This is a genomic window from Alkalibacterium iburiense, assembly GCF_039521845.1.
Lineage (GTDB): Bacteria > Bacillota > Bacilli > Lactobacillales > Carnobacteriaceae_A > Alkalibacterium > Alkalibacterium iburiense.
Window position 1 is genome coordinate 1 of record NZ_BAAACW010000071.1, and the last position, 14,669, is coordinate 14,669.

Here is a 14,669-nt window from a genome sequence, read left to right on the forward strand (position 1 = left end):
CATAATAATCGGTACCAAGTCAATGACACCAAGGGTCAAAGGCTATTTTTTAACTGCAAAACTTGAGTTATAAGAATAAACAAGGTTAAATAATAACGGTCAATGTCAATCCCTAAACCAATGGAATAACTCCTTCCTAAGTGTAAAACATCAAGCTTAGAGGTCTGTAGAAATAAATATAGAATAATCGGACCGCAAGTAAGGATAGAAACAATGAGCAAAGACGTATTCACTTGAGTGAAACTTGCGATTGTCCGTGAAAAAACACTCTCGAATTCATTTGGGTCAATAATTACTTGCAAAAAGGTCGTGACGCTGCCGAAAAATGTGCCAGCGATTAACCCTAACATGAGTAATAGATTTATTCTCCCAGGATATTTTTTGAAGAATAACCAGTAAAAAATTATACTGCTTCCAATCATTAATAAAAGACTTAAGAAAAAATTCAGATACGGATTCGTTGTCAGAATATGTTGGGTTCCAAATAAAAAGATGATAACTGTCTGCAACAATACGTATAAGGAATCCAACCCAATAATGTTGGGAGTCAATATATTATTTTGTGTCATTGTTTGAAATACAATAGTTGCAACTGTTGTCGTTATGCCTACTAAAAGGAAAGCGAGTGTGCGCCTGCTTCTAAGCATAAAAGCAAACGCAATATTCCCTCTCGTGTTAATCGTTAAGCATAAGCAAAGAGAAAGTATGACAGCAATGAACAAAACTATGATTTGTTTTGACTTATTTTCCTTACTCCTCATTCTTTTTCTCCTCGCAGTAGTAAAAAGATAAAAACTAGACTCCCTAAGACACCAATAATGACACTGATAGGTATTTCATAGGGAAAAATGATTATTCGAGAAAAAATATCCGTAATCAGCAAAAAGACAGCTCCAAAAAAAGCAACCGGAAAAAGTATTTTTCCAAAGTGATCTCCTCTTTTGATGGCAACCAAATTGGGAATGATGATTCCCACAAATGGGATACTTCCAGTCGTTAATATAACTGTAGTCGTTGCCAGAGCCACTAATACAATGCCTATTAACTCTAATGTCAAATAAGGGATACCTAATTCAAGGGACACGTCTTTTCCCAATCCCATTATCGTAAAGTAGTGAGCAAGACAAGATATAATAATCAGTAATGGTATGGTTAAAAAGAGTAAGTGAACATTTGCTAAAGTCACTAATGAAAAATTCCCTTGTAACCATGAAGAGACATTTTGAACAATTTCATATTGAATGGCGATAAACGTACCGAAAGATTGAATAATATTTCCAAACATCATCCCCACTAAAGGAACCATAATAGTGTTTTTCAATTTTATTGTTCGTAAAAAAGTAGTAAAGAACAGTGTCCCTAACACAGAGAAAATAAAGGCTATGACAGTCTGTGATAACAGATTAGTCTGAGAAAACAACACCATAGATAAAATAATACCTAATCGAGCACTCGCTAATGTTCCTGCAGTTGTTGGAGACACAAATTTATTCTGAGTTAAGTGCTGCATGAGTAACCCACATACAGCCAGCGTACTTCCTGCAAGTATTAGACTTAAGGTTCGAGGTATACGAGCTGTAAAAAAAACGGTTCTTTGAACTTCATTCATGGATAACACATCTAGAGGTGAGACATTTTGCACACCTATAAAAAGAGAAAAGCCAATAAGTAGGGCGAAACTAACAGTGTAAATGGAAACTTTAGTCACTCTTTTAACAAAATAGGATTGAATCGGTCCCTCCTCCTTTATATCATCGTCTCATTGAGAATGATTCTCATTCTCTTTGTATAGTATAGCTTAGGCTTATTTCAAACGCAACCATTCACAAGCATAAAAAACAATCATACAGTCATGTATAAACAAAAAAAGAGAGAAAAGCTTGTAGTTAAGCATTTTCTCTCTTATAAATATACATTTTTTATGCCTTTTGATAACTTACGCGTCAATGTTGTTATTTGATGAACTTAAGCAAACTAATGTTTCTGTTCTTGTTTTATTTCTTTAAGAAAGTTAATAACCGTCTCAGCAGATTTCTTTCCTGCTAATTCAATAAACTCATCAAACGATACAGACGCTTCTTCATCTGCTACGTCTGATACCGCTCGTATAACAAGAAAGGGAATATCAAATTGGTAGCATGTTTGAGCAATCGCAGCCCCTTCCATTTCTGTTACGAGGGCATCTTCGAAATATTCTTTTATTTTTTTAATCTCAACCTTACTACTTATGAATGAATCCCCTGTTACAATTAGCCCATTTCTGATGGTCCATTCTTTTTCAGCAGCCTTCATAAATAAAGAAATGAGTTTATCATCCGCTCCGTACCTTTCTGGCATTTGAGGAATTTGTCCATATGCATAACCGAATGCTCGGGCATCTGCATCGTTATAGGCTAACTGTTTGGATAACACTAAGTCTCCAACAGATAAACCTGCTCCTATCCCGCCAGCTGATCCGGTGTTAATGACAGCATCGACTTGAAACACCTCTATCAGCAAAGTAGCTGCAATGGATGCATTGACTTTACCAATACCTGACTGTACTAAGACCACATTCATATCGGAAAGTTTTCCTTTATAGAACTTCTGGTTAGCTTTTGTTATTTCTTCTTTATGATTCAGCTGTTCAGTCAAAACCCTAATTTCTTGTTCCATCGCAGCAATAATACCTATTTTCAACACTTATCACCTGTCTTTTCCCATTATAGATTTTAAATAAAGAATACAAAAGAAAGAACGATTAATAGAAGTAAAAAAACAATAACAATAGCTAATGTCAATTGTTTATCTACTCTTCGGTACCTCTCCATTTCATTCATTCTACTTTTAGAGGTTTTTCCTTTTTTAGCTAAATTTTTCTCTAATTTTTTGTTTTCTTTTTTTCGTTGTCTCAAGAGTTTTTGTTTCTGTTTTTCTTCCTCTTTTTTTCTTTTTTTAAGTTCACTTCTAGTTGACATTATGACTCATCCTTGTTCTTTTTCATTAAACGCTTCATTTTCCAGTAAAATAAGGCGAAGACACTTTTTGAATCTCTTAATAATCCTTTTTCGTATAACTCCCATGCCTCATCGTATGTGGCTATAATTAATTCTAAATTTTCATCATCATCTTGTGCTAAAGGATTCTCAACTTTTTTCAGCCCGTGAGCTTCATAAATCTCTAAGTATTCATCTGTAAACCCTGGTGTACTGTAAAAAGAAGTAACAGGACTCCAATGCTCAGCTTGATAGCCCGTTTCTTCCTCAAGTTCTCTTTTGGCAGCCTCTAGTCCACTTTCATCTTCCTCATCTAATAAACCTGCTGGAATTTCTACACTTTCACTTTCAATGGCTTTTCTATATTGTTTAACTAATACTATTTCATCATTTTCTGTAAATGCAATAACGGCTGAGGCCGCATCATGTCTGACAATTTCTCTTTGAGCGAATTGACCATTAGGTAGCTTAACTTTTTCAACAACATATTCGGTTACATTTCCTTTAAATAATGATTTACTTTCAACTGTTTCTTCATAAAAAATCATGAGATAACTCCTTTCTTAGTGTCCTAATCATACCTTATTTTTTATTCTTTATCATCTTACCTCATAATATCCTTTTTAAAAATCCTTCTTAGGTCCTATGTTAATTATTTTGTCATTTATGATACTATATAACTATACTAAAAGAATACTTCCATTAGATAGGAGGAATAAAAAAATGAAACGTACATTGACATCACAAATACTCATTTATGGTGTAATTTTATTAACAACACTATTCTTATTTTTAATTACCATTGGATTAGATATTAACCCACTCTTTGCTTTCTTATTAAGTATAGGTGCAGGGATTTTCTTACTGTTAAATGCACAGAAAAACAGTAGAATGGGCGGACGTAAAAAAGACAAACTACCCAAATTAACACCTGAAAAAGAAGCTTTTTATACTTCTAAAGGGTTATCTAGAGAAGACATACAATACTTTAGAGAAACCATGCAGAAAGCTAAACAGCAAATAATCGAAGTCGAAAAACATATGAATCAGTCCAGTAAATTAAAAGCTATTGAAAACAGAAACAATACAGTCAAGCTTTCAAAAGCCTTATTCAAAGAAATTACAAATGAACCAGATCGCCTTCATGAAGTGGATAAATTCTTATACGTTCACCTTCCCTCTCTTTCTGACCTTGTAGGGAAATACAGAGAAATTGAGAATCATAAGGCCAAAAGTAAAGCGACTTTTGATATATTAAGCAAATCTGCCGAAACAATTGACAGAATGTGTGGACAGATAGCTGAGGATTACGTTAAGTTTAAAGAAGATGATATTGAAGATATGGGCATTGAAGTTGAATTAGCTAAACGAACACTTCATAATAATAGTAATCCATCCGATTCTTTCAACGATGATATTTAATTTTAAAAAAGAGGTGTAAGTAAATGGTAGATAAAGAAAATGAACCCTTTGATACAGATAAACAGGTTGAAATTGATGACTTACTAGCCAATCCGTTTGGAAGTGACTTAACGAGTGAATTAAATAACAAAAACGAGCTGCAATCGGCAGACAAAAGTAAAGAAGCTAGAAAAGTTATTGATACTCTAAACGAGACACGTAAGAAGCAAGCCTATGAATTGGCTAAACAAATTGATGTGAGTGACAGAGAATCAATTTCAAATTATGGTACCCAAGCTCAACAAAAATTAGGTGAATTTTCCCATTCTGTTTTAGCACATGTACAGAATCAAGATACTAATCACATTGGCGAAACATTGAATGATTTGATGTTCCGATTAAAAGAAGCGGATCCTAATGATTTAAGAGCTGATGATCAAAATATATTTAGAAAAATGTTTAGAAAAATTAATCGGTCAATTTATGAAACGACAGCTAAATATCAAAAAATTGGAGCTCAGGTTGATAAAATTGCCGTTAAATTAGATAAAGAAAGACAATTGCTTTTAAAAGACAACACTATGCTGGATCAGTTATATGAGAAAAACTACGAATACTTTGAAGCATTAAACGTTTATATTGCTGCCGGAGAATTGAAAATCGATGAATTAAAAAATGAGTTGATTCCTAAGGCCCTCGAACAAGCTGAAGCAAGCAAAGACCAAATGGAAGTTCAGAAGGTCAATGACTTGAACCAATATATGAGTCGCTTGGACAAGCGGGTATATGATTTAAAAACCGCTAGACAAATGACTATTCAGCAAGCTCCGCAGATTCGCCTTATACAAAATACGAATCAGGCTTTATCTGAAAAAATACAGACTTCTATCAATACGGCTATTCCTTTATGGAAAAACCAGATTGTTATTGCGCTGACTTTGCTTAGACAAAAAGAAGCCGTTACAGCTCAAAGACAAGTCTCTCAAACGACAAATGATTTACTGACGAAAAATTCTGAGCTATTAAAACAGTCCTCTATTGAAACAGCTAGAGAAAATGAAAGAGGGATTATCGATATTGAAACTCTAGAAAAAACTCAAGCTGACTTGGTAGAGACACTCGAAGAGACACTCTCTATCCAAAGAGAAGGACGTTCTAAGCGTAAAGAAGCAGAGGTTCAGTTAGCCCAATTAGAAGACCGTTTACGCGATCAACTCTTGCAACTGACTGACCCTGCTGATAACCAGCAATAAAATCTCAAGCATTATATTTGAATAAAATGTGACAACTCCTTATAATAAGAATTAGTTAATAAATTTTTTTCAAAGGAGAGATAATATGTTAGGTTTTATATGGTCATTAATAGTGGGTGGAGTCATTGGAGCGATTGGTCAAGCAATCGTAGGAGCTGATGTTCCTGGAGGTATTATTGGTAATATTATAGTCGGTTTCATAGGAGCATGGGCCGGACACGCTTTATTCCAATGGGGACCTGAGCTCGGTGGCTTCTTCATCATTCCTGCCATTGTAGGTGCGATTCTAGTCGTCTTCCTATTTGATTTAATAGCCAGCAGATTATAATATAAAGATACTAAAAGAAAAGACTTCCTTTTACAAGGAAGTCTTTTTGTTATGCTTATAGTTTAGTAACATTGGCTGCTTGTGGACCACGATCGCCGTCCACAATTTCAAATTCGACTTCTTGCCCATCATCTAAAGACTTGTAGCCTTCACTATTGATAGCACTGAAGTGTACGAATACATCTTCTTGTCCTTCTACTTCAATGAAACCGAATCCTTTTTCAGCATTAAACCATTTTACTTTGCCCTGAACCATTACTTTTTCCTCCTACACTATATACTTGCAACAGACTTTAAAAAACAACTCATATAAAACTATTATGCTATATGTATATTTCTTAAATCTCTATTACAATTAAAATTATACAAAAGTAACCGCTTTAAATCAAGCCAACAATGATTATATCTCAAAAATTAATAATAGGTTTTCTATATTCCCTCTTCTCTATACAGAAAAATCCTATTTAGGAAGTAAGAGGAAAACCTCACTTCCTAAATAGGATAACTTTGTTTTTTATAAAGCTTCTGGATAATGCTCTTCTAAGATACTGTGGCAACGTTGGCACAATACTTCTTCATCATTTAACTCAACGTAGTCTTCTGTTGTAATACGGCATCGCGTACATACTTCACCCGGCATCTTTTCTACTTTAATAGAGACTCCGTCAAAATCAAGAATACTGCTGTCATCTGGTTTATTGTTTAGTTCATCAATAGTGATTTCTGAGGCAATTAAAATTTGTCGAATGTCACTATTCAACGATTCCAGTAACTGCTTGTTTTCTTCTGATACGTATAAGGTCGTCTTAGCTTCAAAATCTTTACCTATCACTTTATTTTCTCTTGCTACTTCGTTAGCTTTCATTACTTTATCTCTTAACTTCATAAAAGCAGTCCATTTTTCTAATACTTTTTCTTCATTCTCATAATGTTTCACTTCTGGCATTTCGGCGAGCTGGACATACTCTTCTTCCTCACTTAAATACGTCCAAATCTCTTCCGTTGTATGAGGTAGAATAGGCGTCAGCAGTTTGGTTAAATCTTTTATAATATGATAAAAGACTGTCTGCATGGCTCGTCGTTCATAAGCGTCTGGTACATCAATATACAAGATATCTTTTGCAAAGTTTGCATAGAAATTGGAAACATCAACTGTTAAAAAGTGATTAATCTCCTTGAAGATATCTGAGAAATTATACCGTTCATAGCCATCAATGACATTTCGAACTGTCACATTCAGCTGGTTCATCAAGTATTGATCAACCGGACGTAAATCATCATATGACAAGCCATTTTCTTTTATGTCAAAATCTTCTGTATTTTGAATTAAGAAACGTAGAGTGTTTCTGATTTTACGGTAGACTTCTGACACCTGTTTTAAAATGTCCATGCTTACACGAACGTCTGCCTGTGTATCTACACTGGAAACCCATAATCTAATTAAATCAGCACCCATTTGCTTAATGATTTTATTAGGATCGATTATGTTCCCTAGTGATTTACTCATTTTCTTTCCGTTCCCATCTAAGACCATACCTTGAGAGAGCACAGACTTATAAGGTGGAACGCCATTTATAGCTACTGATGTCGTTAAACTGGAGTTAAACCATCCTCTGTACTGATCAGACCCTTCTAGATACATATCAGCAGGGAATGTCAGGTTTTCTCTAGTGCGTAATACGGCATGGTGAGACGACCCTGAATCAAACCAGACATCCATTATATCCGTTTCTTTAGTAAATTCACCATTTGGACTTGATGGGTGTTCAAACCCTTCTGGTAAAAGATCTTTTGCTTCTCTTTCAAACCAAATATTAGACCCTTCTTTTTCAAATAACTGAGCTACATGCTCAATGACCTCAGGTGACATAATGGCATCGCCGTTTTCTCCATAAAAAATCGGTAGAGGAACGCCCCAAGAACGTTGTCTTGAAATAACCCAGTCGCCACGGTCTCTAACCATATTATAGATGCGCTGCATGCCCCATGGTTGAAGCCATTCTACATCTTCAATAGCTTTAAGGATGTCTTCTCTAAAGTTGTCAATAGAAGCAAACCACTGAGGAGTTGCTCTAAATATAACTGGTTTCTTTGTACGCCAATCATGTGGGTAACTATGGGTAAAGAAATCCAGTTTCAGTAATGCTCCGTTTTCTTCTAGCCATTCTGTAATTGTTTTGTTCGCTTTATCATAGAAAATACCTTCTAAACCTGGAGCTTCATCAGTAAATAACCCTTTGTCATCCACTGGAGAAATAATAGGCAAGTTATATTTCTGACAGACAATAAAGTCATCTTCCCCGTGTCCAGGTGCTGTATGGACCAGTCCAGTTCCATCTTCTAGAGTCACATGATCTCCAACAATTAATAATGACTCTCTATCATAGAACGGATGATGAGCTGTTATGCCTTCTAGATCTCTTCCTGGTATTTCTTTAATTAAATGAACATCTTCCCATTCAAGTGTTTCTGCAACTTCTTCTGCTAATTTAGAAGCCACAACGAATTTTCTGCCATCTGCTTCTAATACCGCATAATTCGTATCAGGTTTAACAGCAATGGCTAAGTTTGCAGGTAAAGTCCAAGGAGTGGTTGTCCATATGATAAAGGACGTATCATCTTCTAGTACGGAATTTCCATCTTTGACATTAAAGGCTACATAGATACTCGGTGAACGTACATCCTGATACTCAATCTCTGCTTCTGCTAATGCAGATTCGCTAGACGGCGACCAGTAGATTGGTTTTAGTCCACGGTAAATATACCCTTTTTCAGCCATCTTTCCGAATACTCGAATTTGTTCAGCTTCATAGTCATTTGTTAAAGTCACATACGGGTCATCCCATTCCCCTGCGACTCCTAGACGTTTGAAATCTTCTCGCTGTTTGTTTATTTGTTCCCATGCATACTCTGCACACTTTTTACGAAATTCAGCAACAGACATCGATTTACGATCGACACCTTGGTTAGTCAACACTTGCTCAATAGGTAAACCGTGCGTATCCCAACCCGGAACATATGGAGCTCTAAAACCGGACATGGATTTATACCTTACAATAATATCCTTTGAAATCTTATTAAGGGCATGTCCCATATGGATATTTCCGTTTGCAAATGGCGGACCATCATGTAAAACAAATGATGGCTTATCCTTATTCAACTCTTGACGTTTTGAGTACACTCCTGCTTTCTCCCATTCTTCTTGTCGTCCTGGCTCTTTATTGGGAAGGCCTGCACGCATTGGAAAGGAGGTTTTAAGCAAATTCAATGTATCTTTAATTTCCATTTTCTCACCTTCTAAAATTATTTTTATACAAAAAAAGACTTCGCCCCTAAAAGGACGAAATCTTCGTGGTACCACCTTAATTTAAAAAGTTATTAAAACTTTTCCTTGGTTCCTTTATCGCAGGACTACGCCGGTAACTACTTTTTTCATTATCGGTTAACTTGAAGGATTATAGTTTAATTCTTCCTTATCAATGTCTCAGCTTCTCATTGATTCTCTGTAAAGGGAACTTAAATATAGTGTTTCAAGTACACATTTATTATTTAATTAGTCTATGGCAGGTAATTCAACAGCTGGTGTCATACCTTCTTCGTACTCATCATCTGATTCTGGCTCATTACCTTCTTCTTGTAATTCTTCTTTATTTTCTAAATTTTCTTTCACTTCTTTGATCGTTTCTATATCAATATGTTCAGAAGATGGAGGCTGAAGAATATCATCCCATTCTTCCTTTTTTACTAATTCCAACTGAGATTCAATCATTAATTGAAGCCTTTGACGAAAAATACGGCTCTGTTTTCTCAGTTCTTCTGTTTCTTCTTCGATTTTACGAGCTTTACTGACGGCATCTTTTAATAGCTCATCCGCATGGTTTTCAGCATCATGCTTTAAGTTAGCTGCTTCTGTTTTAGCTTCTTTAGTAATCATTTCAGCTTCTTTTTCCGCATTCTTTTTCAGCCTGTCAGCTGCGTCCTGTGCAACGATAATGGATTTATTTAAAGAGTCGTGCATTTGATCATAATTTTCTAATTTCTCTTCAGCAAAACTCAGTCTTTTTTCTGTCTCTTTTTTCTGCTTCAATAACATTTCGTAATCTTTAATGATTTGATCAAGGTAGTCATTTACTTCATCCTGATCATACCCTCGCATTTTAACAGGAAAATCTTTGTTATGTATATCCATTGGTGTTAAAGCCATGGAAAAACACCTCCATTTGATTTTTTCATCCGATTATTACTATACATACTATAATAAATTTTAACTGCTATCTCAAGTTTACCGGTCATTTATTTCTGTCCAAAACACCCATACGTAATCGAATTTTCTCTTTTTTTGTTTTCCCTTCGATAGACTGGATGCGCAAACGTCCATACCCTCTTATAGAAACGACATCATAAATGCTCAACAGTGTATCTGGTCTATCCATTTCATTCCAATTCACTTTAACCTTATTAGAAGAAATGATTTCTTTTGATTTTTGTCTAGAGATATTGAACACAGCGGCTAATACAGTATCCAACCGCAAGGAAGACACGATTTCATCCCGCTCTTCCCAAGTATCTTTCGGTAATATGATATCCGTATAATTTACTTCTTCTAACTGAATGCTTATTTTCCCTATTTTATCAATAGACGGAATTAAATATAATAGTATGGCCTCTTCAGCAAAAAATTGCCATCTTTCTGAATCTGTAATGATGTCTCCGATAGTTTCTCTTTTTATTCCTGAGCCCATTAAAGTTCCTAAAATTTGACCATGAGAGAGTTCCGCAAATTTTTTGGGATATCGAATTTCTGCTACTTTTATTTGGAAATCGTCTTGTGACGGCTCAAAATAAGACGGTGACAAGTAGAGGCGTTTTCTTTCAGCCGCCTCATAGCCACCAAAACTGTTCATAACGATATCATCAAATTGCCCCATCACAGACTCTACGATATATTGTTCTCGAGGGTCTAAAAAAGGCGTGAGATAGGGAGTATACTGGTTTTCTACTTGATGAGCCCAATCCAGTACTTGATCGATAAATGGTCTCTCATTTTCTCTAAAATGTTGATATAAGTTATCCATACAATCCTCATCCAAATTGAATTAATAGATTAAATAACAATCGAAAAACCGCATCTATCCCATACCCAACAAAATTCAAAGCAAAGAAGGCTACGATTCCTGCTAAACTAATCATCCCAATTGGAGGAATAAACTGTCGAAAAAATCCTACATAAGGTTCACAGATTCGTATTAAAAACTGGCCAAACCTCGACTGATAGCCTCCCGGTAACCAAGATAGTAAAAAGTACACGACTAACGCTATACGATAAAGTTGTAGTCCTTGCATCGTTAGGGAATAGAGGGTTCTCAAAAGTTGTACTAACATAATTAATTTGTTACTCCAATCTATTAATAATCATTATTTTTTAAAGCTTGTAACTCTGCCCCGTCTACTTCAAATGATTGTGGAGTACACATGAAAATCTCTTCTCCAATTCTTTGAATATCCCCTTTTATGGCATAAGTGGTGCCCATAAGAAAATCAATCATTTTTTTTGCTTGTTCTTTTTCCATTCGGCGGAAATTAATTATGACAGATTGATTGCTTAACAATACATCAGCTACAGATTGGACCTCTGAGTACAAACGAGGTTCCATAATTTTAATACGTGGTTTTTTCATAGCCTGTTGATTGATGGCATAAATGTTTTTCCCGCTGTTGCTTTGCGTTTCAGTCATAGAATTGTTTTTTTGTATCACTGGCTTAGCCGCTTTTTGTTTGTCTTCTTTAGCTGGTTTTTCAACTACTTCTTCAGTATCTGTATCATCTAAAGAAAAGTAATTATTAAATTTTTGTTTGATACTCATGTATACTCTTCCTTCCTAATACAAGCTTACTTGCGTCTTCTTCTGAAGAATGGTGGTGTGTCGACCTCTTCGTCATTTGTGTCTTTAGACGGTTCATTTCTAGAGAATAAATCCTTAGCAGAATTATCTTTTTTGTTTTCCACAGCTTCATCTAAATCAGCATTGTGGCGATCTCTTAAGTTCGGCTCTTTTCTAATATCCCAATTGCCAAACGGATCATTCTCTTTATTTGATGGTGTATTGGATGTTTGAGTACGATTAGAGCTGGTCGCTGGTGAAGATTGTTTTTTATGTTTCTTTTCAGGGTCGATACCAGTAGCGATAACTGTAACGATAACCTCATCGCCTAAATCTTCGTTAATGGATGTACCAAAAATGATATTTACATCACTTGTAGCTGCAGCAGAAACAATATCGGAAGCATCTTGTGCTTCAAACAAAGTTAAATCAGATCCTCCTGTAATGTTAAGTAGAACATTCTCTGCTCCGTCTAAGGATACTTCTAAAAGTGGAGACGAAATAGCTTTTTTAGTCGCATCAGCTGTTCTGTTTTCTCCAGAAGATGTTCCAATCCCCATTAAAGCAGATCCTTGATTTTCCATAACTGTTTTGACATCAGCAAAATCCAGGTTAACATAGCCCGGGTTTGTGATTAAATCGGATATTCCTTGGACACCTTGTCTTAAAACATTATCTGCTTCTCTGAAGGCTTCCATCATAGGGGTTTTCTTATCTACTATTTCTAGCAAGCGATTATTAGCAATCGTTACTAAAGTATCCACGTGTTCACGCATAGCTGCAATACCTTCAGCAGCAAAACGTCCTTTTTTAGGTCCTTCGAAAGTAAATGGACGAGTAATCACTCCTACAGTTAGCGCTCCTTGCTCTTTCGCAATCTTAGCTACTATAGCTGCGGCACCTGTTCCAGTTCCACCGCCCATACCTGCAGTAACGAAGACCATATCTGCACCTTTTAAGGCTTCTGCTATAGCTTCTTCACTCTCTTCTCCAGATTTCTTTCCAACATCTGGATTTGCCCCAGCACCAAGACCTCGCGTTAATTTTGGTCCTAATTGAATTTTTGTTTCAGCATTATTCATATCCAGCGCTTGTAAATCCGTGTTAGCTGCTATAAATTCAACACCTTCAACACCATCTGCAATCATTCGGTTTACAGCGTTTCCTCCGGCTCCACCAACACCAATAACTTTTATAACTGCCCCATTAGAAATGGCAGAATCAAATCCTAATTCCATTCTTTTTCCTCCTGTAATAACTTATAAATAGTTAATCAAAAAAATTAGTGAAGATATTTTTTAAACTATCGATAAATGATCCGTTTTTATTTTCAGTTTGATTCGTTTTTTCTTTTTTGCTGCTTTGAGTTAGTTCGTTAGAAGTAGTGATTGCTGTTTCACTAAGCTCAGTTGTTTCTCCAAAAAGAATCAAATGGTTTATACCTTTATGAATTTCATCCATTTTAGCTTTATAGTAAACAAGTGATATAGCGTTTGTAAATGAAGGGTACCTGACTCCCATGAAATCCGGTATGTATGTTTTGATATTAACGTTGAATACATCCTCAGCTAGTTCGTTGATTCTCGGTATGCTGGAAGTACCACCTGTCAAAACTACTCCTCCTGGAAGATCAAGAGCACCAATTTCATCTAATTCATCTTTTACCTGCTCAAAAATTTGAGCTAATCTTGCTTCAATTATTTCAGCTATATACGTTTCAGTTACTTGTACAGCGTTGTCTTGGCCTATAACATCTATTGAAATAGACTGCGGCTCTTCATCCGGTCCTATCTCTGCAAAAGCAAATCCAACTTCTCTTTTTAGTTTTTCTGCATTTTTCAAAGATGTATTTAAAACAACTGAAATATCTTTAGTGATATTTGCGCCGCCTTCTTTGATAACCGATGAAAATTTAATTTGTTGATCATGGACTGCGGAAACAGTTGTCTGTCCCCCACCTAAATCAAGCTGTACCGTTCCAAAACGTTGTTCATCTTCACTTAAAACGAGTTCTGACATGGCTTTAGGCTGGAAAATTAAATCATCTATAGAATAACCTGCATTATTCACGCTTTTCTTAATATTGTGTAGAACAGTTTTAGAAACAGATAGTGCTGTTCCGTAAAGTTCTACTTGTTCCCCGACCATTTTCCGAGGATCTTTGATTCCATCAAAACCATCTACAATAAATTCTTCTACCATAATTGATAATAAGGTTTTATCAGATGAAACTGTTTTATTTTTTACTTGTTCAATTAATTTAACTAATACCGTTTCATTTATTTCTTGATTAGAACTTCCAACTGTAGCATTGACGTGAAAAGGATTAATATCTACATTTAAAGCAGGTACTCCAACAGTCAAAGACTGTATGTCTAGCCCAGATTTCTCTTCTGCCTGAGTGACTGCTTTTTTTATGGATTGAGCCGTTTCATCAATATCAATAATTAAACCTTTATTAATACCGTTAGATCTTTCACTCCCGACTCCAATAACATTCATCTGTCCATTCAATACTTCAGATACAATGACTTTTATCGAAGTGGTTCCAATATCTAAACTTGTATATATGCCATCTTTCAATTTATTGAAACCTCCTGTCTACAATAGTTAATAAGCTATTAAAATTTACTAATAATTTCAGCTATTGATACATATCATTTTACCATAAACAACTGCTCATAATGAAGAGTCTTTATGGATTTATACCCTAATTTCAATTACTATTGTGTAACAAATAGGTCAGCATACGATTATTTATAAAAAAAGCTTCGGCTACGCCTTCGCCCTTTTGGGATAGTGCGTAGCCATTACTTTTTCAGTTCTGAAT

The 14,669-nt window shown here is 35.4% G+C and carries 16 protein-coding genes; 3 read left to right on the top strand and 13 right to left on the bottom strand.

Features of this window, described 5'->3' with window-relative positions:
- Positions 1–35: 35 nt before the first annotated feature.
- From ABDZ53_RS06220 to ABDZ53_RS06240, 5 genes are all read right to left on the bottom strand, one after another.
- Entirely contained in the window at positions 36–761 is a 726-nt protein-coding gene (locus tag ABDZ53_RS06220) for an iron chelate uptake ABC transporter family permease subunit (protein WP_343754778.1), read from the bottom strand.
- On the bottom strand, positions 758–1,693 hold the full coding sequence (locus tag ABDZ53_RS06225) for an ABC transporter permease (RefSeq protein WP_425541680.1): 936 nt from the start codon (positions 1,691–1,693) through the stop codon (positions 758–760). The genes ABDZ53_RS06220 and ABDZ53_RS06225 overlap by 4 nt, the downstream gene beginning before the upstream one ends.
- A gap of 281 nt (positions 1,694–1,974) precedes the next feature.
- Positions 1,975–2,679, bottom strand: coding sequence for a 5'-methylthioadenosine/adenosylhomocysteine nucleosidase (locus ABDZ53_RS06230; RefSeq protein WP_343754782.1), 705 nt, complete (start codon positions 2,677–2,679; stop codon positions 1,975–1,977).
- A gap of 32 nt (positions 2,680–2,711) precedes the next feature.
- Positions 2,712–2,957 carry a hypothetical protein gene (locus ABDZ53_RS06235; protein WP_343754784.1) on the bottom strand — a complete coding sequence of 82 codons (246 nt, stop codon included), beginning with the start codon at positions 2,955–2,957 and terminating at the stop codon, positions 2,712–2,714.
- The gene (locus tag ABDZ53_RS06240) at positions 2,957–3,523 is read right to left on the bottom strand and encodes an NUDIX hydrolase (protein WP_343754786.1); all 567 of its coding nucleotides are present in this window, start codon (positions 3,521–3,523) and stop codon (positions 2,957–2,959) included. The genes ABDZ53_RS06235 and ABDZ53_RS06240 overlap by 1 nt, the downstream gene beginning before the upstream one ends.
- A gap of 175 nt (positions 3,524–3,698) precedes the next feature.
- Here ABDZ53_RS06240 and ABDZ53_RS06245 point away from each other — a divergent pair, with 175 nt between their 5' ends.
- The 3 genes from ABDZ53_RS06245 (at position 3,699) to ABDZ53_RS06255 (ending at position 5,957) form a co-directional block, all read left to right on the top strand.
- Positions 3,699–4,397, top strand: coding sequence for a 5-bromo-4-chloroindolyl phosphate hydrolysis family protein (locus ABDZ53_RS06245; protein ID WP_343754788.1), 699 nt, complete (start codon positions 3,699–3,701; stop codon positions 4,395–4,397).
- 23 nt (positions 4,398–4,420) lie between these two features.
- The gene (locus tag ABDZ53_RS06250) at positions 4,421–5,629 is read left to right on the top strand and encodes a toxic anion resistance protein (protein WP_343754790.1); all 1,209 of its coding nucleotides are present in this window, start codon (positions 4,421–4,423) and stop codon (positions 5,627–5,629) included.
- Between the two features lie 85 nt (positions 5,630–5,714).
- Positions 5,715–5,957, top strand: coding sequence for a GlsB/YeaQ/YmgE family stress response membrane protein (locus ABDZ53_RS06255; protein WP_343754791.1), 243 nt, complete (start codon positions 5,715–5,717; stop codon positions 5,955–5,957).
- Between the two features lie 55 nt (positions 5,958–6,012).
- On the opposite strand, the gene ABDZ53_RS06260 is transcribed toward ABDZ53_RS06255, so the two are convergent.
- The 8 genes from ABDZ53_RS06260 to ftsA all read right to left on the bottom strand — a co-directional run bounded on the left by ABDZ53_RS06260 (position 6,013) and on the right by ftsA (position 14,422).
- Positions 6,013–6,213, bottom strand: coding sequence for a cold-shock protein (locus ABDZ53_RS06260; protein WP_343754792.1), 201 nt, complete (start codon positions 6,211–6,213; stop codon positions 6,013–6,015).
- 258 nt (positions 6,214–6,471) lie between these two features.
- Entirely contained in the window at positions 6,472–9,243 is a 2,772-nt protein-coding gene (ileS, locus tag ABDZ53_RS06265) for an isoleucine--tRNA ligase (RefSeq protein ID WP_343754793.1), read from the bottom strand.
- A gap of 267 nt (positions 9,244–9,510) precedes the next feature.
- The gene (locus ABDZ53_RS06270) at positions 9,511–10,161 is read right to left on the bottom strand and encodes a DivIVA domain-containing protein (protein ID WP_343754794.1); all 651 of its coding nucleotides are present in this window, start codon (positions 10,159–10,161) and stop codon (positions 9,511–9,513) included.
- Between the two features lie 85 nt (positions 10,162–10,246).
- Entirely contained in the window at positions 10,247–11,032 is a 786-nt protein-coding gene (locus ABDZ53_RS06275) for a YlmH family RNA-binding protein (RefSeq protein ID WP_343754795.1), read from the bottom strand.
- A gap of 7 nt (positions 11,033–11,039) precedes the next feature.
- Positions 11,040–11,339, bottom strand: coding sequence for a YggT family protein (locus ABDZ53_RS06280; protein WP_343754796.1), 300 nt, complete (start codon positions 11,337–11,339; stop codon positions 11,040–11,042).
- Between the two features lie 23 nt (positions 11,340–11,362).
- Positions 11,363–11,821, bottom strand: coding sequence for a cell division protein SepF (locus ABDZ53_RS06285; protein WP_343754797.1), 459 nt, complete (start codon positions 11,819–11,821; stop codon positions 11,363–11,365).
- 26 nt (positions 11,822–11,847) lie between these two features.
- A complete protein-coding gene (gene ftsZ / locus ABDZ53_RS06290) occupies positions 11,848–13,077 on the bottom strand; it encodes a cell division protein FtsZ (protein ID WP_343754798.1) in 1,230 nt (409 codons plus the stop codon).
- A gap of 31 nt (positions 13,078–13,108) precedes the next feature.
- The gene (gene ftsA / locus ABDZ53_RS06295) at positions 13,109–14,422 is read right to left on the bottom strand and encodes a cell division protein FtsA (RefSeq protein ID WP_343754799.1); all 1,314 of its coding nucleotides are present in this window, start codon (positions 14,420–14,422) and stop codon (positions 13,109–13,111) included.
- Between the last annotated feature and the right edge of the window lie 247 nt (positions 14,423–14,669).